Origin of the sequence: Stenotrophomonas sp. 1337, from assembly GCF_031455455.1 — a bacterium.
Lineage (GTDB): Bacteria > Pseudomonadota > Gammaproteobacteria > Xanthomonadales > Xanthomonadaceae > Stenotrophomonas > Stenotrophomonas indicatrix.
In genome coordinates this window covers 175,972-197,040 of record NZ_JAVDSR010000005.1, presented here as the reverse complement: position 1 = coordinate 197,040, position 21,069 = coordinate 175,972, and the positions used below count along the sequence as shown (strand labels likewise).

The window sequence follows — 21,069 nt, the reverse complement described above, 5'->3', positions numbered from 1 at the left end:
GCAGGGGTCAATCATGGTCCTGCTTCAACGCCAGATCGGCAGCCAGCAGCGCCTCGGCTGCCGCACTCAGGGCCGGCGAGGGCGGAGCAACCACGCCGATCGATTCCATCATCTGTGGCATGCCGACGAACTGACGTGCGCGGCGATCGTAGATGCCGGTGATCAGCAGTGCACGCGTGGCGGTTTTCTGCTCCGGGCCGATCAGTACGCGCTGCTCCATGATGCCGCGTGTGCCGACCCAGCCGACCAGTCGCGTTTCCAGGGTGAAGCGCTGGAACGGCTTCAGCTCGCGCCGGAACTGGATGGTGCCGGCGCCAACAATCGGCGCCCACTTCTCACGCAGCGCCACCTTGCCCAGGCCCATGCGCAGGATCAGGTCCAGCCGGCCCAGGTCGAAGATGTTCCAGTAGCGGCCGTTGGTCATGTGCAGGTTGCTGTCCAGGTCGTTGGGCAGCACCCGGAACTGCAGGCGGGAGACGCCGAACGGGGCGTCCAGCTTCGGCCGGAACAGGCTGCACAGCAGCAGGTGGAGCAGGCGGAACCAGAGATTCATGGTTATGACGACTGTTATAGAACGGGCGATACGCTAGTCTATGACGACTGTCTTAGCAAGGAGCCGGCCGTGAGCCCGCGATCGTCCGATGCCCCCCAGCGTGTGATCGATGCCGCAGCGCAGATGCTCGCGCGGGTGGGCCTCAACGCGACCAGCATCCGCGAAGTGACCAAACTGGCTGATGCGCCGCTCGGGTCCACGTATCACCACTTCCCGGGCGGCAAGCAGGAATTGTTGGCACGGGCCACCACGATGGCCGGCGACAAGGTGGAGGCGCTGCTGATCGAACTGCTGAAGGGCGGCGCGGTGCAGGGGTTGCAGCAGTTCCTGGCGCTGTGGCGCGAGCGCCTGCTGCGCACCGGTTTTCGTGCCGGCTGCCCGGTGCTGGCGGCAGCCGTCGAGGAGCCGGTGGAGGCCCTGCCGAGCCAGCCACGTGCGGCGGCCGCCGAGGTGTTTGCCCGCTGGCAGGGGCACCTGGCTGAGGCGTTCGTCGCCGATGGGCACGCGCCTGCCCAGGCGACCGGCCTGGCCAGCCTGGTGATTGCCAGTGTGGAAGGCGCAGTGGCGATGAGCCGCGCACTGCAGGACATCGCCCCGTTCGACCAGGTGGCTGCGCAGCTGTTGAAGGCAGCCGCACCGCCTGCTTGAGCGGCGCGCGGACTACTTGAAGAACATGTAGACCCACCCGGCAAACATGGGCACCATCACAGCGATACTGGATGCCACCAGCCAGCGTACATAGCGGCTGGCCGCATCGGCCCCTTGCCGTTTCAGTGTCCAGGCATGCAGAGGCAAGACCAGCAGGGCCTGCAGGAACAAGGCCGCCATTGCGCCAAGCCAAAGCGCAAACACGCCCAGGCAGCCGTCACTCATGCAATAGGTCGCGAACCACGACCCCCAGCCTGCCAGGCCGATCATCGGCAGGAACATGACGATGGCAACAGGGCGGGTGAACTGGGACGCTTGCATGCAGGAGCCGATCCGTTCCGTGGCTGCCCAGAATATAGGATCCACACCGGACTGCGGTTGCCGTGGATCGGCCGGGAACTGGACGGGACGTGACCTGTAGACGCGGCGCCACGGCAGGGTAGAATCCGGCCAGCGCAGCCCGCGCGTGCTTGGCAAGGATGTCTGCATGCTGCACCACCTCTCGTTGGGTGTCCGCGATCTCGAGCGTGCAGGTCGCTTTTACGATGCCGTTCTTGCAGCACTCGGTTACCGCCGCGTTTTCGAAGACGACACTGCGATCGGCTATGGCCTGGTCGAGGATGAAGACCTGTTGTGCCTGAAGCTGCGCGACGATGCGGTTGCGCCGGGACCTGGCTTCCATCTGGCGTTGACGGCAACTACGCGCGACGCCGTTGATACCTTCCATCGTGCTGCCTTGGCCACCGGAGGCCAGGACAACGGACCTGCCGGTCTGCGCCCGGACTACGGCGAGCGCTACTACGCTGCGTTCGTGATCGATCCAGATGGCCATCGCATCGAGGCGGTGACCAAGGCGGCGGCATGAAACACGCACGCCAGCCCGTTTCAATGCCGGGCAGCCGCAGCGGCGAAGCGATGCGTGCACGTCGGCAGCTGCAGCATCGTGGCTGGCCGCGGCTGCAGATGGCCGTGATTGTCGTGCTGACCGGTGCCGCCGGATTCCTCGCCTCGCACGTGCTGCGCCTGGCAGGCATGGACGCGATGCTGCTGCGCTATCCGCTGGCCGTGCTGATCGCCTATGGCGTGTTCCTGCTGCTGATGTGGGTCTGGATCCGGTGGCGCTGGGATGCGGTGGCCGATGGCTTGGGTTCCGCGCCCGGCGGCGGTGACAGCCAGGCATCGCCGTGGACCGGCAGCGGCGGGCATTCCGGCGGTGGTGGCGCGTCCGCTTCCTGGGGTGAAGCCGCAGCGTCCTCCAGCGCGAGCGCCGACAGCGCATCGTTGCTGGACGTGGCCGACGGCGAGGCAGGCCTGCCGTTGCTGGCCATTCTCGGCATCATGGCGCTGGTGGCTACAGTGCTCGTGGCCAGTGCCTGGGTGGTCTGGTCGGCGCCGGTGCTGATGGCCGAGCTGCTGGTGGATGCGGCCATCGCCGGGGGGCTGTACAAGCGGATGCAGGGCATGCAGGCGCAGGGGTGGTGGCGGCTGTGCCTGTCCCATACGATCTGGCCGCTGCTGGGCCTGCTGGTGTTTTTCGCCGGGCTGGGCTGGCTTGCCCAGCAGTTGGCGCCGGATGCGGTCAGCCTGATGCAGGTATTCAAGGCGTTGTAACAGGATCTGCCACGACGTTTAATATCAATCACACGCAAGGAGAAGCGCATGGATGTCGCTGCACGCAGGAACAGGAAGTTCGTTCGTTGGCTGATGGTGGCGATGTTCGCCCTGTTGATGCCCTTCGCGGTGCTGGCCCAGTCCGGGCCTACGGCCACCCCGCCTACAACAGATGCGGCCGCCGAAGAAGCCCAGTGCCGCGCCTGCACCTATGAACGCATCGGGCACAAGGTCGACATCGGCCTGGTGGCCTTGGTGTCGCTGCTGGTGGTCGGCCTGCTGGTGGCCATTTCCCGCGAATGGGGGACGACCTCGCAGCGCTGGACCTGCCGCACGATGGCCCTGCTGCTGGTGGGCATCGGGGTGGCCCTGCTGTGGTGGGCGGGCAGCATCATCTACCTGGGCTATAACCCGTGGCAGGAGCACGCCGCTCCGCTGGATGCCGCGTTGGCCTCTACCCTGCTCAGCACGTCGCCGAAGTGGCTGGCAGGGCTGTTGATGATTGGTTTCGCGCCAACCGTGTGGCGGCGCAGCGAGCGCCTGCCGTCCTGGCGCATTGCATGATCCATGGGGCGCCGGGCGATGCCCGGCGCTCCCCTTATCAATCAGTCGAAGCGCCAGCGCACGCCTGCATACACGCCGCGGCCTTCACCGGGCGTCGAGCGCGCCACGTCCTTGCCGGCATCGTTGTAACCGGGGGTGACGGTGGCGGCGTAATGGCGGTCAGCGATGTTGCGCATCTCCGCCCACAGCTGCCAGCGGCCGCCCGGTGCGTCGTAACCAATGCGACTGCCGAAGATGACGTGGCTGTCCGCCCAATAGCTGTTGGCGTAGTCCACCGCGATGCGTGAGGCGTACCCGGTGTTCAGTGCGGCATACAGGCCCGAGGCGTGGTCGAAGCGCAGTTCGGCTTGGTAAGCGTGGCGCGGCAGGCCGGGCAGGCGGTTGCTGCCAAAACGTGCATCGTGGCGGTAGCGGAAGTCGCTGAAGGTATACGCCTGGCGCAGCGACAAACGACCCGGTGCGGCCTGCCACAAGGTGCTGTCCAACCCGGCCTCGATGCCACGGTGCACGGTGGGGCTGGCGTTGTTCTCAGCGATGAACAGGTTCGGCACCGGCTGCAGTTCCACGCTCAGCAGCTCGTGGTTCACGTGCGCGTAGTAGCCGGTCAATTCCCAACGACCCAGCGCCGCTTCACCGCGTGCGCCCAGTTCCAGCGTGGTGGCGGTCTGGTTCTGCATCGGCACCGGCGCGCGCTGGCGGCCGGTGGACGGACCATTGCCCGCGCCGAAGTACTGGTTCGAGCCCCAGATCATCGACCACGGGTGCGGCGCTTCCACTGAGCGGCTGAGGTTGCCGAACCACTGCGTCTGCGGCGTCTGCTGCCAGGTGAAGCCCAGCCGCGGCGCGTAGTCCCAGTCGTGGTCGCGCAGGCGGCCGCCGCTGCTCGGCCACGTGACCTGCACATCGCGGCGGGTGTTGATCAGTGCAAAACCGGTCTGTACGCGCAGGCGATCATTCACGGCCAGGTTGTTGCCGATGTGCAGCGTGCTGTCGGTGCCGTGGTGGCGGAAGTCGCGCGTGCGGGTGCCGGCGGCATAACCGTTGTTGGCAAAGCGCAGCGACTCGCGCACATCGGCATCCAGGTCGTGGGTAATGCGCAGCCCGATGGTGGTCTCGCTGTCCAAACCGAACAGCGTGTGCCGGCGACGGTAGTCCAGCGTGGCATTGAGGTTGGCGTAGTCCAGCTGCTGGCGGTACAGGCTCTCGTTCAAGTCCATCGGGTATTTGTGATAGACCAGCCCGGCCTGCAGCGAGGAATCCTCGTCGATCTGCAGGGTGGTGAGATTGCCCACCCAGGTGCTGCCCGGCTGCGGACGGCGCGCATCGATAGCCAGGTTGGCCGCGTTCGCCGCGCGCGGATCATTGCGGATCTGCTCGCGGGTCAGGCGCCCGGGTGTCTCGTGGTTGGTTTCGCGGTAGCGCACGAAGAAGCGGGTCTGCAGATCGGGGGTGATCTGCCAGCCGATGTTGGCCATCGCGCCCTTGCCATCGCCGGCCGCATGGCGCTGGTAGCCATCGAATCCGGTATCGGTATAGGCCAGGAAGTAATCGACATCGCCGCTGACGCCGCCCCAGCTGATCCCGCGCTTCTGGTAGCCGCGGCTGCCGGCTTCGTAGTGCAGCTGCACGCCCGCCGAGTCGCGACCGCTGCGGCTGATGTAGTCGATGGCTCCGCCCAGTGCCAGCGCGCCGCGTTCGAAGCCGTTGGCACCGCGCAGCACTTCCACGCGCGACAGCCACAACGGTTCCAGCAGTTCGTAAGGTGTGCCGCCCGGGCCGGTCAGTGGAAGGCCGTCGATCGACACCGCGATGCCGGAAGCGTGTGCACCCGGGCCGCGGTTGATGCCCGAGCCGCGGATCGACACCTTGGTGCCTTCGTTGCCCGGCGACTGCGCGCTGATGCCGGGCTGGTAGGCCAATACGTCGGCGCTGCTGGCCAGGCGGCTGTCCGCCTTGGCCACGTCGATCACGTTGCTGGCGCCCGGCACGCGCTTCAGCGCCTCGCGCGCCTGCATGCTGGCATCAGCGGCAGTGACCTGCACCGCGTCCAGCGTGGTGGCCTGTGGGGCGGCGTGGGCGGTGGTGGAAAGGCCAAGCAGGATGGCCAGCGACATCGGGGAGGGGGCGGGTCGATACGGCAGGAAGGGCATGCGGACAGTCTGTAAACCAAAAATCAGGCGCGAAAGTTAACAGGTCGAGTGCGGTACGTCACCTACCGGGTGCGTATGGGCTCACCCCGGTGCGTGGCGTGGATTCACAGAAGAATCTACGGCGAGGGTTTCGCCAGCCCCTTCGACTTCGCATACAGCCGACCAGCGGTCTCCTTCTCGCCCAGCGCAGCATGGCATTCGGCAAGGCTGTCCCAGGCATTGGCCGAGGTGGGATACAGGGCAGTATTGAGGGCGAAGACCTTGAGCGCGGGCCGGTTGCCCAGATTGTTGCGGATCGCGTAGCCGGTTGCATTGATGGCCCGCTCCAGTTCGTTGGATGCAATGCCACTGTTTTCGCTCAGCCACGCGCGCAGGCTGCTTTCACTGCTGCTGTCGCCGGTCAAGGCATAGCCGGTCAAACGTTCGGACAGTGCTGCATGCGGAAACTCGCCTGGCGCAGCCACTGCCATCGTGCTTTCCACCAGCGTGCTCGACCAGGCATTGCGGGCGCTGCCATTGGTCAGGTACACGAACACCCAGTAGCCGCTGGCCAGCGTGCCCTTGTAGGCCAGCCGCGCACGTACGCGGGTGCCACCATCGTGGCCGACCTGAGTGTAGCCATCGCTGCGGGTCGTATCCCAGCCGGTGGAGAAGAAGTTGCTGCCACCGCCGGTCAGTGTCTGTGGCTGCCACAGCGCTTCCAGCGTGGCAGTGCGCACCAGCTTGCCGGTCGCCAGTGCCTGCAGGAAACGGTTCATGTCGCCCACGGTGGTCTGCAGATCGGCGTGGCCCCAACCGTAGTTCGGCCATGGATCTTCATTGGCCGGCTGCAGCTGGCCGTCCTTGCCGATGTACGGCATTGCCGCGCGCTGCGCCGGCACGCTGGCTGCTCCCCACGAGGTGCTGGTCATTTTCAGCGGCTGCAGGATGCGTTCGCGTGCAATGACCGGATAGGGCTGGCGGTACTGCGCCTCCAGCAACGCAGTCAGCACCAGGTAGTTGGCCTGCGTGTACTGCACGCGGCTGCCGGTTCTGAACTGCAGCGGCGCCGAACCGGCCACCTTCAACGCAGCAGCAAGATCGGGTGCCACGCCCGGGTAGCCTTTGCTCACCCAGCGGTTGTCCACGCGGTCGTAGTATTCGCCGATGCCAGAGCTGTGGTTGAGGAAGTCACGCACGTGGATGGCCTGCCACGCGGTCGGCAGGTCCGGCAGATAACGACTGGCGGGGGCATCCAGATCCACCTTGCCCTGGTCGACCAGCTGCATCACCAGCGTGCTGGTCAGAAGCTTGGCCATCGACTGAGCAGCGAAGATGGTATCGACGGTGGTGGGCGCGTGGGTGGCCGGGTCGCGCTCACCGCTGGCGCCTTGGTAGAGCACCTGGCCGTTGTGTGCGACAAGCACCGCCTGGCCGGCGATGCCGTAGCGTTCGCGATTGGCCTGGAGCTGGCCGTTGAGCTGGGAAGCAAGATCTGGCGGAACATCCCGCGCCGAAGCGAACGGGGTGGCGAACAGGGCGCAGAGCAATGCAGCAGCGAGCGTGCGGTACATCGCGGTGATCCGTCAGCGGCGATGGCGCATCTTGGTCACGGCGGGGGATAGGGTCAAGCCAGGAGGGTTGTGCCGACCAAGGTCGGCATCTACCAGAGCCAAAGCGCATCGGGCGGTGCCGGCCAGCGGCCGGCACTACCCGGGTGCTGGGTCAGCCGAGGATTCCCGGCAGATCCAGACCCTTCTCCTTCGCGCACTCAATCGCGATCTCATACCCCGCATCGGCATGGCGCATCACGCCGGTGGCCGGGTCATTCCACAGCACGCGTGCAATGCGCTTGGCCGCCGCTTCAGTGCCATCGCAGACGATCACCATGCCGGCGTGCTGCGAGAAGCCCATGCCCACACCGCCGCCGTGGTGCAGCGACACCCACGTCGCGCCACTGGCGGTGTTGAGCAGGGCATTCAGCAGCGGCCAGTCGGACACAGCATCGGAGCCGTCGGCCATCGCTTCGGTTTCGCGGTTCGGCGAGGCCACGCTGCCGCTGTCCAGATGGTCGCGACCGATGACCACTGGCGCCTTCAGTTCACCGTTGGCCACCATCTCGTTGAAGGCCAGGCCCAGTCGATCACGATCGCCCAGACCGACCCAGCAGATGCGCGCCGGCAGGCCTTGGAACTTGATCTTCTCGGCGGCCATGTCCAGCCAGCGGTGCAGGTGCGGGTTGTCCGGAATCAGCTCCTTCACCTTGGCATCGGTCTTGGCGATGTCTTCCGGGTCGCCGCTCAGCGCCGCCCAACGGAACGGGCCGATGCCACGGCAGAACAGCGGCCGGATGTAGGCCGGCACGAAACCCGGGAAATCGAACGCATCCTCGACGCCTTCTTCCAGCGCCATCTGCCGCAGGTTGTTGCCGTAATCCACGGTAGGCACGCCCAGCGAGTGGAAACCGAGCATGGCGCGGATGTGGTTGGCCATCGACGCACGCGCGGCCTTTTCCACTTCCTTCGGGGCGGTCACGCGCTTGGCATCCCATTCTTCCACCGTCCAGCCCTGCGGCAGGTAACCGTTCACCGGGTCGTGGGCGGAGGTCTGGTCGGTCAGCAGGTCCGGCTTCACGCCGCGGATCAGCAGTTCGTCCAGCACGTCGGCAACGTTACCGAGCAGGCCCACCGACAGCGGCTTTTTGGCGGTGCACGATTCTTCGATCAGGCGCAGGGCCTCATCCAGATCGTCGGTCCAGGTATCCAGGTAGCCGGTGCGCAGGCGCATCTCGATGCTGCTCTTGCGGCATTCCACCGCCAGGCAGGAGGCGCCGGCCATCACCGCGGCCAGCGGCTGCGCGCCACCCATGCCGCCCAGCCCGCCGGTGAACAGCCACTTGCCGGCCAGGCTGCCGTTGTAATGCTGGCGGCCCATTTCCACGAAGGTTTCGTAGGTGCCCTGGACGATGCCCTGCGCGCCGATGTAGATCCAGCTGCCGGCAGTCATCTGGCCATACATCGCCAGGCCTTTCTTATCCAGCTCGTTGAAGTGATCCCAGTTGGCCCAGCGCGGCACCAGGTTGGAGTTGGCGATCAGCACGCGCGGTGCATCGGCATGGGTGCGGAACACGCCCACCGGCTTGCCCGACTGCACCAGCAGCGTCTGGTCATCGTCCAGGCGCTTGAGGGTTTCGACGATGGCGTCGAAGCTCTCCCAATCGCGTGCGGCACGGCCGATGCCGCCGTACACCACCAGCTCCTGCGGCCGCTCGGCCACGTCCGGGTGCAGGTTGTTCATCAGCATGCGCAGCGGCGCTTCGGTGAGCCAGCTCTTGGCGGTGAGCGTGGTGCCGGTCGGTGCGGCAATGGTGCGGGACGGGTCGTTGCGGGTCATGCGGCGCTCCGGTTCGTAGCGAATTCAAGGCAGGCATTGAGCACCTGAGCCAGGGTGTGGCGCAGCGGTGCGGCGTGTTCGGGGTCGAGCGGGGTGGGCCAGCTGTGCTCGTCCACCTGGTCGGGTAGTGGTTCGTGCATGTAGCCGCGGCAGGCCAGTTCCATCTGCAGGCTGTGCACACCACCGGCAATGCTGCTGTAGTGGCGGGTGATCCAGCCGCCCTTGAAGCGGCCGTTGCGCACCTGGCTCATGCCGCTGAGCGCCAGCAGGTTCTCCACCACATCGCTCAGTGCGTTGTCGCAGGAGGTGTCCGGTGCACCGGACGGCCCGGCGGTGCCGAGATTGAACTGCGGCAACTCGCCATCGAACAGGTGCGGGATGTGCGAACGGATCGAATGCGCGTCGTACACCACCACGGTGCCGTGGCGTGCACGCAGGCGTGCGATCTGCGTGGCCAGTGCGTTGTGGTACGGCGCGAAATACGTGTCGCGGCGCCGGGCAATCTCAGCGTCGTCCGGCTCGCGACCGGCGTGGTACAGCGGCTGGTTGTCGAAGGTGGTCAGCGGGCACAGGCCGGTGGTGTTTTGCCCCGGGTACAGCGACACGCCGCTGGGGTCGCGGTTGAGGTCGATCACCGAACGCGAGATTGCCGAGCGCACGGTGGTCGCGCCCATGCCGCGTGCGAAGTCGTACAGCTCATGCACCCACCAGTCGGCATCGCGGCGCGCCAGCCACGGCGAGTGGAAATCGCCGATCAGGTCATGCGGCAGCTCGCTGCCGGTGTGCGGGAAGCTGACGATCAGCGGCGCGTCGCCTTCGTGCACGGTCAGCCATTCGGGATGGCCGTTCATGCCTGCGGTTCCACCGTGGGCAACAGCTCGGCCAGACCCTTGGCCAATGCGCCGCTGCGGACCAGATCGGTTGCGATCACCATGTCCGGGTGGAAATAGCGGTCGTCCTGCAACATCGGCACCTGTGCACGCAGCGTGGCGCGCACGTTTTCCAGCGCCTTGCTGGAGCGCAGCGGCGCATGGAAGTCGCAGCCCTGCGCAGCGGCCAGCAGCTCGATACCGATTACGTTGGCTGCGTTCTCGGCCATCTGCATCAGGCGGCGCGCACCGTGCGCGGCCATCGACACGTGGTCTTCCTGGTTGGCCGAGGTGGGAATCGAATCGACGCTGGCGGGGTAGGCGCGCTGCTTGTTTTCCGAGACCAGCGCAGCGGCGGTCACCTGCGGAATCATGAAGCCGGAGTTCAAGCCCGGGCGCGGCGTCAGGAAGGCTGGCAGGCCGGACAGCGCAGGGTCGACCAGCATCGCCAGGCGGCGTTCGCTGATCGAACCGATTTCGCACACAGCCATCGCCAGCATGTCGGCGGCGAAGGCCACCGGCTCGGCGTGGAAGTTGCCGCCGGACAGCGCCTCACCGGTGTCGGTGAACACCAGCGGGTTGTCGGACACGCCGTTGGCTTCGATTTCCAGCGTGGTAGCAGCCTGGCGCAGGATGTCCAGCGCCGCGCCCATCACCTGCGGCTGGCAGCGCAGGCAGTACGGGTCCTGCACGCGCACGTCGTTGTCGCGGTGCGATTCGCGGATACCCGAATCCTGCATCAGCGTGCGCAGGGTGGCGGCGGTGGCGATCTGCCCACGCTGGCCACGCAGCGCATGGATACGCGGATCGAACGGCGTATCCGAGCCCTTGGCCGCTTCCACCGACAGCGCGCCGGTGACCAGTGCGGCCTGGAACACCGTTTCAATTTCAAACAGGCCGGCCAGTGCGTACGCGGTGGAGAACTGGGTGCCGTTGAGCAGGGCCAGGCCTTCCTTCGCGCCCAGTTCCACCGGCTGCAGGCCGGCGCGTGCCAGTGCGTCCACGGCGGGCAGGCGTTCTTCGCCGACGAAGGCCTCGCCGACGCCGATCATCACGCTGGCCAGATGCGAGAGCGGTGCCAGGTCGCCCGAGGCACCGACCGAGCCCTGCGCCGGCACCACCGGCAGCACGCCCTTCACCAGCATTGCTTCCAGCAGCAGCAGCGTTTCCTCGCGCACGCCGGAAGCACCCTGGGCCAGGCTGACCAGCTTCAACGCCATCATCAGCCGCACCACATTCGCCGGCATCGGCTCGCCCACGCCCGCGGCATGCGAGAGCACGATGTTCCGCTGCAGGGTGGCCAGGTCCTCGCGTTCGATGCGCACGCTGGCCAGCTTGCCGAAACCGGTGTTGATGCCATACACCGGTGCGCCCTTGGCGACGATGGCAGCCACCGTTGCGGCACTGGCACGCACCGCCGGCAACGCGGCCGGGTCAAGCGACAGCGGCGCACCGCGATACGCCTGCCGCCACTGGGCGAGGGTGACATGGCCGGGGCGAAGAACCAGGGTGTTGCTCATGTGTTGCTCCAGGAGGCAGGCAGGTCGGGCTGTCCGCGCACCACGCGCGCGTGCAGCGGGTTGAATCCAATGCGATAGACCAGGTCGGCGGGGGCGTCGATGTCCCAGATCGCCAGGTCGCAGTCCATGCCGACGGCCAGGCGGCCGATGCGCTCGCCATGGCCCAGCGCACGCGCCGCTTCACGGGTGAAGCCGGCGATGCACTCGTCCACGGTCAGGCGGAACAGGGTGGCGCCCATGTTCATTGCCAGCAGCGGGCTGGTCAGCGGCGAAGTGCCGGGGTTGCTGTCGGTGGCCAGTGCCAACGGCACACCGGCCGCGCGCAGCGCAGCGATCGGCGGCAGGGTGGTATCGCGGGTGAAGTAGAACGCGCCCGGCAGCAATACGGCGACGGTACCGGCGGCGGCCATCGCGGCAATGCCGGCGTCGTCCAGGTGTTCGATATGGTCGGCCGACAGCGCACCGAAACCGGCCGCCAGTTCGGCGCCATGCTGGTTGCTCAGTTGTTCGGCATGGATCTTGATCGCCAGCCCATGCGCACGCGCAGCGTCGAATACCCGGCGGGCCTGCGCCGGCGAGAACGCGATGTTCTCGCAGAAGATGTCCACGGCCTCGGCCAGGCCTTCTGCAGCGATGGCCGGAATCATCACCTCGCACACCTCATCGGTGTATTCCTGCGCCTCGCGACCGGGCGGCACCGCGTGCGCACCGAGGAAGGTCGGCACCACGTTCACCCGGCATTCCTCGCCCAGCGCTCGTGCCACCTGCAACTGCTTGCGCTCGTCCTGCAGGGTCAGGCCGTAGCCGGACTTGATCTCGATGGTGGTTACGCCTTCGGCGCGCATCGCCAGCAGGCGCGGGCGGCTCTCGCGTGCCAACTGCTCTGGCGAGGCAGCACGAGTGGCGCGCACCGTAGAGACGATACCGCCACCGGCACGGGCGATCTCGGCATAGCTCACGCCCTGCAGGCGCTGCTCGAATTCGTTGGCGCGGTTGCCGGCGTAGACCAGGTGGGTGTGGCAATCGATCAGACCAGGCGAGATCCATCGGCCTTCGCCGTCGATGCGGGTGGTCGGCTGCAGATGGGCATCGCTGCCGGCGGGGCCGACGTGCACGATGCGGCCATCGGTGGCGGCCAGTACGGCATCGCGCAGGACACCCAGGCCCTCGCCATCGAGGGTCATCAGGTGGACGTTGGACCAGAGGGTATCGACGTGCATGGCATCCACAACGCAGCTGTGCTTATATGTCTATACAATATAGGCGTCCAATTCGGGTTGTCCAGCCATGTCTGATTCGCGTCCCGCGCACTCCTTCCATGCCGCCCATGCCCTGCTGGCCGACGGCTGGGCCGCCGACGTCCGCCTGCAGGTGCAGGACGGGCGCATCGCCGCGGTCACGCGTGGGCAGGCTGCGCAGCAAGGCGATACCCGCGTGGGCATCCTGGTGCCGGGCCTGCCGAATCTGCACAGCCACGCCTTCCAGCGCGGCATGGCCGGCCTGACCGAGATCGGTGGCGGCGACGGCGACAGTTTCTGGAGCTGGCGTGAACTGATGTACCGCTTCCTGGCCCATCTGCGCCCGGATGCAGTGCAGGCCATCGCCGCCCAGGCCTACATGGAGATGCTGGAAAGCGGCTTCACCCGTGTCGGCGAATTCCACTACCTGCACCACGATGCCGATGGCCGCCCCTACGCCAATCGCGCCGAGATGAGTGTGCAGATCGCTGCTGCGGCCGCGCAGACCGGCATCGGCCTGACCCTGCTGCCGGTGTTCTACGCCCACGCCGATTTCGGTGGCGCGCCGCCGAACCCGGCACAGCGCCGCCTCATCCATGATGTAGACGGGTTCGCGCAGCTGCTTGATGGCGCCCGCACCGCGCTGGCCACGCTGCCCGATGCGGTGCTCGGCATCGCCCCGCACAGCCTGCGCGCGGTGACGGGCGAGGAGCTGAGCGCACTGCTGCCGCTGACCGATGGCCCGATACACATCCATATTGCCGAGCAGGTGCGCGAGGTCGAGGCCTGCCTGGCGTGGAGTGGCCGGCGACCGGTGCAGTGGCTGTACGAGCATGCCCCTGTCGATGCGCGCTGGTGCCTGGTTCACGCCACCCACATCACCGACGACGAGCGCGCGCAGATGGTCGTCAGCAACGCCGTGGCCGGGCTGTGCCCGATCACCGAGGCCAACCTGGGCGACGGCTTGTTCCCGATGCAGGCCTTCGCGCGCGAGGGCGGGCGCTTCGGTGTCGGCTCCGATTCCAACGTGCTGATCGATGCCGCAGAAGAGCTGCGCCTGCTGGAATACGGCCAGCGCCTGACCCTGCGGGGTCGCAACGTGTTGGCCCCGGATGCCGGCCGCAGCACCGGGCGCTTCCTGTTTGAAGGGGCACTACAGGGCGGTGCCCAGGCGCTGGGTGTGGCCGCCGGCCTGCAGGTAGGTGCCAGCGCAGACATGGTTGAACTGGACGCCGCGCACCCCGCGTTGCAGGCGCGACACGGTGACGCATGGCTTGACAGCTGGGTATTCGCCGCACGTAATGGCGCGCTGCGATCGGTCTGGCGCCATGGCCGCCAGTGCGTGGCCGACGGCCGCCACCTGCAGCGCGAGGCCATCACCAGCGCCTTCGCCGCTGCCCTGCGTGGCGTGCTGGGCTGATCGCCTCCCACCATCGAGACTCCACCACGTGAAGGCCAGCAAGTCCGCCACGCTCAACCAGCGCATCCGCAGCGACCTGGAAAGCCGCATCCTCAGCGGAGAGTGGGCGCCGGGCTTCCGTATCCCGTACGAGCACGAACTGATGGAGCAGTACGGGTGCTCGCGCATGACGGTGAACAAGGTGCTGACCGCGTTGGCCGAGAGCGGCATGATCGAGCGCCGCCGCCGAGCGGGCTCCTTCGTGGCTCGGCAGCCACCGCACCTGGAGCAGGTGGCGCTGGAGATCCCGGACATCGCAATGGAGGTCGGCTCGCGCGGACATCAGTACGGCTACCGGCTGCTGCAGCGTGAACTGCGCCTGGCCGAGGCAGCCAATGCCGGCGAAGTGGAACTGGCCGGCAGTGAGCAGTTGCTGGCGATGCGCTGCCTGCATCTGGCCGATGGCCGGCCGCTGGCGCTGGAGCATCGCCTGATCAGCCCGGTCGGCGTGCCCGAGGTGCTGGAGGTGGATTTCAGCACCACCGCGCCGGGCAGCTGGTTGCTGCAGAACGTGTCGTGGACGCGCGCCCAGCACCGCATCAGCGCCTGGGGCGCCGATGCGCCCACCGCCAAGCTGCTGGACGTGAAGCCCGGTACCGCCTGCCTGGTGATCGAGCGCCTGACCTGGCGCGGCGAACAGCCGATCACCCGCGTGCGACAGATGTTCCTAGGCGATGCCTGGGATCTGGTCGCCCGTTTCGCGCCTGGGGCGCGATAGGGGCGGACATCCCATTCGCCGTGGCGTTGCAGGCTCTGTCGTCTTGCGCTCTGTCGGCGCGTGTGTACGATGTGTATGGTTCCTGCATGAAAAGCAGGGACCTCATCCGGGAGCTGGAAGCGGCGGGCTGGTACTGCAACCGGATCCGCGGATCCCATCATGTATTCGTGCATCCGTACCGGCCTCACATCATCACCGTTCCTCATCCCAAAAAGGATCTGGGAAGAGGGTTGGTGCAGGCACTGCGGAAGCTTGCGGGACTGACGTAGGAGGCCCTCATGCGATATCCAGTCTTGATCGAGGCCGGTGATGAACGCACCGCGTGGAGCGTGATCGTGCCGGACCTGCCTGGCTGCTTCTCGGCTGCCGACACACTCGACGATGCATTGACGTCTGCCGAAGAGGCGGCACTGGCATGGATCGATGCCGCGCTGGATGCCGGCCGCTCGATTCCACGCCCTTCATCGCCACAGAAGGTGGTAGCCGAGGCCGGAGATGCAGCAGGATGGATCCTCGCTTACATCTGCATCGACCCTTCATTGCTGGATGACACCATTGAGCGCGTCAACATCAGCTTGCCGCGCCGTATCCTTGCTCGCCTGGATGCGCAGGCCAAGGCGGCCGGCGAGTCGCGCTCCAGTTACATCGCGCACCTGGCGTCACGGGGCTGACGATACGGCGACCGGGCACGCCCCCGGCGCTACACCCGGCAGCCCATCAATACGTCGCGCACTGCCGCCAGCGCACCGGCTCATCCACGCCGGGGCGGGCGTTGAGCTGCACGCGCACGTTGCGCAGGGCGGGGTAGCGCAGCACTTCCTGGCACACGCGTGGCCACACCGTTTCCAGTTCACCGGTGCGGTTGATGGCCAGCGTCTGCCGGGTCAGCCAGACGCCGCTGGCGATACCGGATTGCCCCGCCAGCGCGCGGGCCAGTTCGGCCTGGTAGCGGTCCAGCGTGGCAGCGTCCGGGTTGGGATTGCTGCGCGTGTCGTCGCCATTCTGCGGCGCGGCTGCGGCGACCACTGGAGCGGGCGCATTCGCGGCGCTGTCCGGCGCGGCGGGCGTCGGCACAGGACGTGCAGCCGGCGGTGCGACAGGTGCAACGGCCGGTGCCGGGATCGGGTCCGCCTGTTCCGGGCGCAGGCCCTGCAGGCCAAGCCCGACCAGCAGGCCCAGCGTCACTGAGGCCAGTGCGGCAATGGCGATGCGGCGCAGCGCCTCATGGCGGGCGATCGCTCGCACGCGGGTGTCAACATCGACCGGCAGGTAGGGCTGCAGCAGTGGCCACAGGCGCGGACCATCGATTACTTCCACTGCCTGCTTTTCCGCCGCGCCCAGGCCATCGCGTTCAACCCGGCCTTCGGTGATCAGCATGCCGCCCTTGGCGCCTGCCAGTCGCGCGGCAGCACCCAGTTCGTTCACCGCAGCGGTGCCGATGCGATAGGCCAGGCCGTGCTTGCACGACACCCGCCAGGTGTTCGGTCCATCGCTGAGCAGGAAATCGCTGCTCGGCTCGCGGCTTTCCTCGCTCGGATCCTGTAGTTCACGCAGGCCGCGCTGCTCGCGCAGCATGCGCTTGATCAGCGTGGAAAACTCACGCCAGTGCATGCCCGCCAGAGCCTGCAGGCCCAGTTGCATTTCGGTACGTCGACGCTTGAACCACCACAGGTACACGGTGGCCAGGGTGCAGGTAAGCAGGGCCGACAGCAGGGCCAGAATCCAGGGAAGCATGCAGGGCGACGACGGAAGGGGCGAAAACGGAAGCCCACAGTGTAAAGGGCCGACCGGTTGATTGCGTCAGGGTGTTCCCGACAACAACCGTGATGCAGCCCGCAGATCCGCACGCGCCAGACACGAAAAAACCCGCCAATCCTGAAGCCGTGAGGGGAGGGAACAAACGGCAGCCGAAGCGATTGGCGGGTTCTACGCGATTGTCAACGAAAATTTATTGCGTTGCAACAAAGGCGGTTCAGGGCGTGCTGCCCGGCGACTGGTGGCTGCCCGGTGAGGGGGCGTCCACGTCGGTGGAGGCACGGTGTTCGAGCTTGGCCAGGCGTGCGGTCAGGGCATCGATGCGGGCTTCCAGCGCGGTCACCTGATCGGCGGTCGGCACGTGCAGTCGCTTGAGTACGCCCTGCACCTGGTCATCGAAGGCCTTGTTGACCTTGTCCCAGGTTCCGGACGCCTTCTCGCGGGCTTCGTCCAGCGAGTGCTCGACGTTGTCGCGCCAGCCCGGTTCCTGCTCGCCGCTGCGTTCACGGCGGCGGGCTTCCCAGGCTTCGCCTTCCTTCACCAGGCCATCGAAGAAACGGCCTCCCTCTGCCTGCGCGCGCCCCAGGGCGCCCAGACCAGCCAGCCAGACCTGCTGTGCCGAATCGCTCAGCTTGCGCGAAAAGCGCTCTGCCTGGTCGCCGAAGCCGGCATCGTCGTCGCGGCGATCGTCATTCTCGTAACGGTTCATTGCATTCCCCGTGGGAGTTGGGCCTATCCCCGAGAGTAGCGCGGCGCGCCGTTGCTGGGCCGTGATGGCCGCAGCGCAGGTTCAGCCCAGCTTTTCCTTCAACACGCGCTGGATCTCGCTTTCCACCATGCCCTTCATTGCCGACAGCAGGAAGCCCAGCTTGGCCGTGACCCGCACCGCGCCCGGCTGCAGTTCGATCGCACCGTCCACGCCACTGCCGGAGAAATTCAGCACGTCGGCGGCCCACGACGACTTCAGGCCGAAGCGTTCGCCCAGCTTGGCGGCAACCTGCTCGATCGCTTCACGTGCCTGGGTGTCGGGCAGGGTGTGGGCGTGGCGGACATCGATGGTGGACATGCAGGCTCCTGGCGCAGGGCGGGGATCAATTGAGAGGGCGAGCATTGTGCGCATCGACGGCGCCCACGCCAAGCGCTCATCGCAGGTTCTTCTTCGTGGGCGGCCAACCTGCTAGTCTGCGCCGCGTGCAGAACCTGCTAGTTCACTTCAGTCAACAACAACAGCCCGACCAGCCGCTGCGGCCCGGGGTGCAGCGCATCGTGCGCCAGGCAAACGGCAGCGTGCGCCTCGGTGATGCCGGCAACGGCGCGCTGCTGCTTGCGCAGTTCTGCATGGACGACCGCGGCCTCTGGCTGCAGGTCGGCAACGGTATCCGTGGCATCCATGTGAATGGTCGCCCGGTGCGGCGCATGGCCCTGCTGAGGGCGGGCGACGCGGTCTACGTCGATGGCGTGGAAATGGTCCTGCAGGGCGAGGTCGACACCCTGCTGCAGGCACCGGCGCCGGCAGCCAGCGTCGAAGGCAGCGGTGACGAGCAGCGCCTGCTGCGCGGTGTGGGCGGCCTGCACCACGGCCGCAGCTACCCCTTGTCGCGCGCGCGGGTGATCGGCCGTGGCAACGATGTCGACATCGAGATCGATGAGCCCGCCTTCGCCGAACAGCACGCCCGGGTGGAAGTCCATGGCGAGCGGGTACTGCTGCGCGACCTGGGCAGTGCCGATGGCACCCGGGTCAACGGCGTTGCCGTACGCCACTGCTGGCTGCAGGCCGGCGACCAGGTCGTGTTCGACGGTCAGCACCGGTTCGTGCTGGAAGTGCCGCACGACCCGCGCCGGCGACCGCCACTGGCCGATGACGAAGGCAGCGACGAAGCCGAACAGGCACCGGTGGTGCCGGTCGCCCCGCGTCGGGTGCGGCGCTGGCCGTGGCTGCTGGGCAGTGCATTGCTGCTGGCAGCCGTGCTCAGCCTGCTGCTCTGGTTCGGCGCGCGCTGAATTGGTTCCGCCGGGCATGGCCCGGCGCTACCGCCCGGACCAACCCGCTTTGGGTAGTGCCGGCCGCTGGCCGGCAACCTCGGTGAACCAAGGTGATTGCAGTTGCCGGCCAGCGGCCGGCACTACCAGTGCCGCCGCGGCAATGGATACGGATGCAACCAAATTTCCCTTGCGCCACAAGGCCGCAAGGCTGGTGCAGTGCGGCATACTAGGGGTCTTGCCCCACAGGTGTGCCATGACGCGCGCGTTCAACTTCAGTGCCGGCCCTGCAACGTTGCCGGAATCGGTCCTGCGCCAGGCGCAGGCGGAAATGCTGGACTGGCACGGTAGCGGTGCCTCCATCGTGGAAATGAGCCATCGCGGTCCGGAGTTCATGTCCGTGGCCGCCGAGGCCGAGGCCGACCTGCGTCGCCTGCTCGACATTCCCGAGGACTATGCGGTGCTGTTCCTGCCCGGTGGTGCCACCACCCAGCAGGCGTTGATCCCGCTCAACTTCGCCAGCCCCGGCCAGCGTGCCGACTACGTGGTCACCGGCCACTGGGGCAAGACCGCGGTCAAGCAGGCCAGCCCCTATGTGGACGTCAACATCGCCGCCAGCAGCGAGGCCGAAGGGTATCGCCAGCTGCCCGAGCGCGCCGGTTGGCAGCTCTCTCCCGATGCCGCGTACGTGCACATCACTGCCAACGAGACCATCCACGGCGTCGAGTTCCGTGATGTGCCCGAGACCGGCAACGTGCCGCTGGTGGCCGACTTCAGTTCGTCCATCGCCAGCGAGCCGCTGGACGTGCGCCGCTACGGTGTCATCTATGCCGGTGCGCAGAAGAACCTGGGCCCGGTCGGCATCGCGGTGATGATCATCCGTCGCGACCTGCTGGAGCGTAGTGGCCAGCCACGCGCGGACATCTTCGATTACCGCTCGCACGTCGCCCGCGATTCCATGCTCAACACCCCGCCCACCTGGAACTGGTACCTGGCCGGTCTGGTGTTCAAGTGGATGCTGGCCGAAGGTGGCGTGGTCGAGTTCGCCAAGCGCAACGCCGCCAAGGCCGCGCTGGTGTACGGCGCCATCGATGCCTCCGGCGGCTTCTATCGCAACGAGGTCGCCCATTCGGCGCGCTCGCGGATGAACATCCCGTTCTTCCTGCCCAACACCGACCTCGATGCCCGTTTCGTCGCCGATGCCAAGGCCGCCGGCCTGCTGGCGCTGAAGGGTCACAAGGTGGTCGGTGGCATCCGCGCCTCGCTTTACAACGCCATGCCGCTGGCCGGGGCGGAGGCGCTTGTCGCCTTCATGGCCGATTTCCAGCAGCGTCACGGCTGAGCAATGAACGGCGCGCATCGTCGGGTGCGCGCCCCGCAACAAGGAATTCCGATGGCAAGCAAACCCAGCAAGAAGGCGTCGAAGAAGGCCGAGCCGGCCAAGGACAGCGCCACTTCCAAGCCCAAGGGCAAGTCGAAGGCAACCGCGGTGCCGACCCTGGCGCCACTGGCACTGGCCGATGTGCGTTCGAAGATCGACCAGATCGACCGTGACATCCAGAGCCTGATCGCCGAACGCGCGCAGTTCGCCCACCAGGTCGGCAAGGCCAAGGGCAAGCTCGCCGCCGCCGTCGACTACTACCGCCCCGAGCGCGAGGCGCAGGTGCTGCGCATGGTGGTGGATCGCAACGAAGGCCCGCTCAGCGATGAGCTGCTGGTGCACGTCTACCGCGAAATCATGTCGGCCTGCCTGGCCCAGCAGGAGCCGTTGAAGATCGGCTACCTCGGTCCGGAAGGTACCTTCAGCCAGCAGGCCGTGCTCAAGCACTTCGGCCGCTCGGCGCTGGGCCTGCCGATGGCCAGCATCGAAGAAGTGTTCCAGGAAGTGGAAGCGGGCAACGCCGATTTCGGCGTGGTGCCGGTGGAAAACTCGGGGCAGGGCACCATCCAGATCACCCTGGACATGTTCCTTACCTCCAACCTGAAGATCTGCGGCGAAGTGGAACTGCGCGTGCAGCAGTACCTGATGTCGCGCAGTGGCCGCATCGAGGACATCGAACGCGTCTACGGCCATCCGCAGTCGTTCATGCAGACCTCGGCATGGATGCGCGCCAACCTGCCCAAGGCCGAGAAGATCCCGGTGGCCAGCAACGCCGAAGGCGCGCGCCGTGCGCGCAATGCCGACGATGCCGCGGCCATTGGCGGCGAGAGCGCCGGCCATGTGTACGGCCTGAAGAAGGTCGTCACCAAGCCGATCCAGAACGATGCCGACAACACCACCCGTTTCCTGGTGGTGGGTCGCAACATCTTCCCGACCTCCGGCCATGACCGTACCTCGGTGCTGGTGTTCATCCATGACAAGCCCGGCGCGCTGTTCGATGTGCTCAGCCCGTTCGCGCGCCATGGCATCAGCATGAACCGCATCGAGTCGCGTCCCTCGCACCACGGCAAGTGGGAATACGGCTTCTTCATCGACCTGGCCGGTCACATCGACGACGCGCCGATGCAGGCCGCACTGGCCGAACTGGAAGCGCACTCGGCGCAGATCAAGGTGCTTGGCTCCTATCCGGTAGCCGTGCCCTGATCCCTGCTGCGGCGGCTGCGGCCGCCGCCCCTGATGCACCGCCGGCGA

At 66.9% G+C, this 21,069-nt stretch carries 22 protein-coding genes; 11 read left to right on the top strand and 11 right to left on the bottom strand.

Annotation, left to right across the window (positions count from 1 at the left end; translation table 11 throughout):
- Window positions 1-7 precede the first annotated feature (7 nt).
- Window positions 8-553 (bottom strand): thioesterase family protein, encoded by a 546-nt coding sequence (locus tag J2X70_RS09840; protein ID WP_127563592.1) that lies wholly within the window; start codon window positions 551-553, stop codon window positions 8-10.
- A gap of 69 nt (window positions 554-622) precedes the next feature.
- Between J2X70_RS09840 and J2X70_RS09835 the strand changes: the two genes are divergently transcribed.
- Entirely contained in the window at window positions 623-1,201 is a 579-nt protein-coding gene (locus tag J2X70_RS09835; protein ID WP_032976272.1) for a TetR/AcrR family transcriptional regulator, read from the top strand.
- Between the two features lie 12 nt (window positions 1,202-1,213).
- Here the strand turns inward: J2X70_RS09835 and J2X70_RS09830 are convergent, their stop codons facing one another.
- Complete coding sequence (locus J2X70_RS09830) at window positions 1,214-1,522, bottom strand: hypothetical protein (protein ID WP_223482893.1); 309 nt, start codon at window positions 1,520-1,522, stop codon at window positions 1,214-1,216.
- Window positions 1,523-1,688: 166 nt separating this feature from the next.
- Here J2X70_RS09830 and J2X70_RS09825 point away from each other — a divergent pair, with 166 nt between their 5' ends.
- The 3 genes from J2X70_RS09825 to J2X70_RS09815 are packed head-to-tail and all read left to right on the top strand — an operon-like array spanning window position 1,689 to window position 3,376.
- Complete coding sequence (locus tag J2X70_RS09825; RefSeq protein ID WP_059064590.1) at window positions 1,689-2,066, top strand: VOC family protein; 378 nt, start codon at window positions 1,689-1,691, stop codon at window positions 2,064-2,066.
- Window positions 2,063-2,812, top strand: coding sequence for a hypothetical protein (locus tag J2X70_RS09820; protein ID WP_218787718.1), 750 nt, complete (start codon window positions 2,063-2,065; stop codon window positions 2,810-2,812). Before J2X70_RS09825 ends, J2X70_RS09820 begins: the two co-directional genes overlap by 4 nt.
- A 48-nt stretch (window positions 2,813-2,860) precedes the next feature.
- Window positions 2,861-3,376, top strand: a complete 516-nt coding sequence (locus J2X70_RS09815) for a hypothetical protein (RefSeq protein WP_223482895.1) — start codon at window positions 2,861-2,863, stop codon at window positions 3,374-3,376.
- A gap of 41 nt (window positions 3,377-3,417) precedes the next feature.
- Here the strand turns inward: J2X70_RS09815 and J2X70_RS09810 are convergent, their stop codons facing one another.
- From J2X70_RS09810 to hutI, 6 genes are all read right to left on the bottom strand, one after another.
- Window positions 3,418-5,526, bottom strand: a complete 2,109-nt coding sequence (locus tag J2X70_RS09810) for a TonB-dependent receptor (protein WP_309910144.1) — start codon at window positions 5,524-5,526, stop codon at window positions 3,418-3,420.
- Between the two features lie 116 nt (window positions 5,527-5,642).
- Complete coding sequence (locus J2X70_RS09805; RefSeq protein ID WP_309910142.1) at window positions 5,643-7,079, bottom strand: serine hydrolase domain-containing protein; 1,437 nt, start codon at window positions 7,077-7,079, stop codon at window positions 5,643-5,645.
- Window positions 7,080-7,230: 151 nt separating this feature from the next.
- On the bottom strand, window positions 7,231-8,898 hold the full coding sequence (hutU, locus tag J2X70_RS09800) for a urocanate hydratase (RefSeq protein WP_033831466.1): 1,668 nt from the start codon (window positions 8,896-8,898) through the stop codon (window positions 7,231-7,233).
- Window positions 8,895-9,749, bottom strand: coding sequence for an N-formylglutamate deformylase (gene hutG / locus J2X70_RS09795; RefSeq protein ID WP_080148481.1), 855 nt, complete (start codon window positions 9,747-9,749; stop codon window positions 8,895-8,897). Before hutG ends, hutU begins: the two co-directional genes overlap by 4 nt.
- Window positions 9,746-11,287 (bottom strand): histidine ammonia-lyase, encoded by a 1,542-nt coding sequence (gene hutH, locus J2X70_RS09790; protein ID WP_025876974.1) that lies wholly within the window; start codon window positions 11,285-11,287, stop codon window positions 9,746-9,748. Before hutH ends, hutG begins: the two co-directional genes overlap by 4 nt.
- The gene (hutI, locus tag J2X70_RS09785) at window positions 11,284-12,507 is read right to left on the bottom strand and encodes an imidazolonepropionase (RefSeq protein ID WP_309910139.1); all 1,224 of its coding nucleotides are present in this window, start codon (window positions 12,505-12,507) and stop codon (window positions 11,284-11,286) included. Before hutI ends, hutH begins: the two co-directional genes overlap by 4 nt.
- 67 nt (window positions 12,508-12,574) lie before the next feature.
- On the opposite strand from hutI, the gene J2X70_RS09780 reads away from it, so the two are divergent.
- From J2X70_RS09780 to J2X70_RS09765, 4 genes are all read left to right on the top strand, one after another.
- Window positions 12,575-13,945 carry a formimidoylglutamate deiminase gene (locus J2X70_RS09780; RefSeq protein ID WP_309910137.1) on the top strand — a complete coding sequence of 457 codons (1,371 nt, stop codon included), beginning with the start codon at window positions 12,575-12,577 and terminating at the stop codon, window positions 13,943-13,945.
- A gap of 28 nt (window positions 13,946-13,973) precedes the next feature.
- On the top strand, window positions 13,974-14,702 hold the full coding sequence (gene hutC / locus J2X70_RS09775; protein WP_059064582.1) for a histidine utilization repressor: 729 nt from the start codon (window positions 13,974-13,976) through the stop codon (window positions 14,700-14,702).
- 86 nt (window positions 14,703-14,788) lie between these two features.
- Window positions 14,789-14,971: a type II toxin-antitoxin system HicA family toxin gene (locus J2X70_RS09770; protein WP_080278327.1), complete on the top strand. Its 183-nt coding sequence runs from the start codon at window positions 14,789-14,791 to the stop codon at window positions 14,969-14,971.
- Between the two features lie 9 nt (window positions 14,972-14,980).
- Entirely contained in the window at window positions 14,981-15,373 is a 393-nt protein-coding gene (locus J2X70_RS09765; protein WP_025876982.1) for a type II toxin-antitoxin system HicB family antitoxin, read from the top strand.
- Between the two features lie 46 nt (window positions 15,374-15,419).
- Here J2X70_RS09765 and J2X70_RS09760 read toward each other — a convergent pair whose 3' ends face one another.
- From J2X70_RS09760 to J2X70_RS09750, 3 genes are all read right to left on the bottom strand, one after another.
- Window positions 15,420-16,436, bottom strand: a complete 1,017-nt coding sequence (locus tag J2X70_RS09760) for a restriction endonuclease (protein ID WP_309910133.1) — start codon at window positions 16,434-16,436, stop codon at window positions 15,420-15,422.
- A gap of 238 nt (window positions 16,437-16,674) precedes the next feature.
- Window positions 16,675-17,166 carry a phasin family protein gene (locus J2X70_RS09755; RefSeq protein WP_025876984.1) on the bottom strand — a complete coding sequence of 164 codons (492 nt, stop codon included), beginning with the start codon at window positions 17,164-17,166 and terminating at the stop codon, window positions 16,675-16,677.
- An 81-nt stretch (window positions 17,167-17,247) separates the two neighbouring features.
- Window positions 17,248-17,523 carry a polyhydroxyalkanoic acid system family protein gene (locus tag J2X70_RS09750; RefSeq protein ID WP_025876985.1) on the bottom strand — a complete coding sequence of 92 codons (276 nt, stop codon included), beginning with the start codon at window positions 17,521-17,523 and terminating at the stop codon, window positions 17,248-17,250.
- A gap of 125 nt (window positions 17,524-17,648) precedes the next feature.
- On the opposite strand from J2X70_RS09750, the gene J2X70_RS09745 reads away from it, so the two are divergent.
- The 3 genes from J2X70_RS09745 to pheA all read left to right on the top strand — a co-directional run bounded on the left by J2X70_RS09745 (window position 17,649) and on the right by pheA (window position 21,021).
- Window positions 17,649-18,458, top strand: a complete 810-nt coding sequence (locus J2X70_RS09745; RefSeq protein WP_134832778.1) for an FHA domain-containing protein — start codon at window positions 17,649-17,651, stop codon at window positions 18,456-18,458.
- A 235-nt stretch (window positions 18,459-18,693) separates the two neighbouring features.
- A complete protein-coding gene (serC, locus tag J2X70_RS09740; protein ID WP_025878758.1) occupies window positions 18,694-19,779 on the top strand; it encodes a 3-phosphoserine/phosphohydroxythreonine transaminase in 1,086 nt (361 codons plus the stop codon).
- Between the two features lie 51 nt (window positions 19,780-19,830).
- A complete protein-coding gene (gene pheA / locus J2X70_RS09735; RefSeq protein WP_025878757.1) occupies window positions 19,831-21,021 on the top strand; it encodes a prephenate dehydratase in 1,191 nt (396 codons plus the stop codon).
- Window positions 21,022-21,069 lie beyond the last annotated feature (48 nt).

Bases quoted from the DNA above. Each gene is read 5' to 3' on its own strand.
- J2X70_RS09840 (WP_127563592.1), bottom strand. From the start codon at position 553: ATGAATCTCTGGTTCCGCCTGCTCCACCTGCTGCTGTGCAGCCTGTTC.
- J2X70_RS09780 (WP_309910137.1), top strand. From the start codon at position 12,575: ATGTCTGATTCGCGTCCCGCGCACTCCTTCCATGCCGCCCATGCCCTG.
- serC (WP_025878758.1), top strand. From the start codon at position 18,694: ATGACGCGCGCGTTCAACTTCAGTGCCGGCCCTGCAACGTTGCCGGAA.
- J2X70_RS09760 (WP_309910133.1), bottom strand. From the start codon at position 16,436: ATGCTTCCCTGGATTCTGGCCCTGCTGTCGGCCCTGCTTACCTGCACC.
- J2X70_RS09765 (WP_025876982.1), top strand. From the start codon at position 14,981: ATGCGATATCCAGTCTTGATCGAGGCCGGTGATGAACGCACCGCGTGG.
- J2X70_RS09820 (WP_218787718.1), top strand. From the start codon at position 2,063: ATGAAACACGCACGCCAGCCCGTTTCAATGCCGGGCAGCCGCAGCGGC.
- hutH (WP_025876974.1), bottom strand. From the start codon at position 11,287: ATGAGCAACACCCTGGTTCTTCGCCCCGGCCATGTCACCCTCGCCCAG.
- J2X70_RS09825 (WP_059064590.1), top strand. From the start codon at position 1,689: ATGCTGCACCACCTCTCGTTGGGTGTCCGCGATCTCGAGCGTGCAGGT.
- J2X70_RS09830 (WP_223482893.1), bottom strand. From the start codon at position 1,522: ATGCAAGCGTCCCAGTTCACCCGCCCTGTTGCCATCGTCATGTTCCTG.
- J2X70_RS09815 (WP_223482895.1), top strand. From the start codon at position 2,861: ATGGATGTCGCTGCACGCAGGAACAGGAAGTTCGTTCGTTGGCTGATG.
- J2X70_RS09750 (WP_025876985.1), bottom strand. From the start codon at position 17,523: ATGTCCACCATCGATGTCCGCCACGCCCACACCCTGCCCGACACCCAG.
- hutU (WP_033831466.1), bottom strand. From the start codon at position 8,898: ATGACCCGCAACGACCCGTCCCGCACCATTGCCGCACCGACCGGCACC.
- pheA (WP_025878757.1), top strand. From the start codon at position 19,831: ATGGCAAGCAAACCCAGCAAGAAGGCGTCGAAGAAGGCCGAGCCGGCC.
- J2X70_RS09810 (WP_309910144.1), bottom strand. From the start codon at position 5,526: ATGCCCTTCCTGCCGTATCGACCCGCCCCCTCCCCGATGTCGCTGGCC.
- hutI (WP_309910139.1), bottom strand. From the start codon at position 12,507: ATGCACGTCGATACCCTCTGGTCCAACGTCCACCTGATGACCCTCGAT.
- J2X70_RS09805 (WP_309910142.1), bottom strand. From the start codon at position 7,079: ATGTACCGCACGCTCGCTGCTGCATTGCTCTGCGCCCTGTTCGCCACC.
- J2X70_RS09770 (WP_080278327.1), top strand. From the start codon at position 14,789: ATGAAAAGCAGGGACCTCATCCGGGAGCTGGAAGCGGCGGGCTGGTAC.
- hutG (WP_080148481.1), bottom strand. From the start codon at position 9,749: ATGAACGGCCATCCCGAATGGCTGACCGTGCACGAAGGCGACGCGCCG.
- J2X70_RS09755 (WP_025876984.1), bottom strand. From the start codon at position 17,166: ATGAACCGTTACGAGAATGACGATCGCCGCGACGACGATGCCGGCTTC.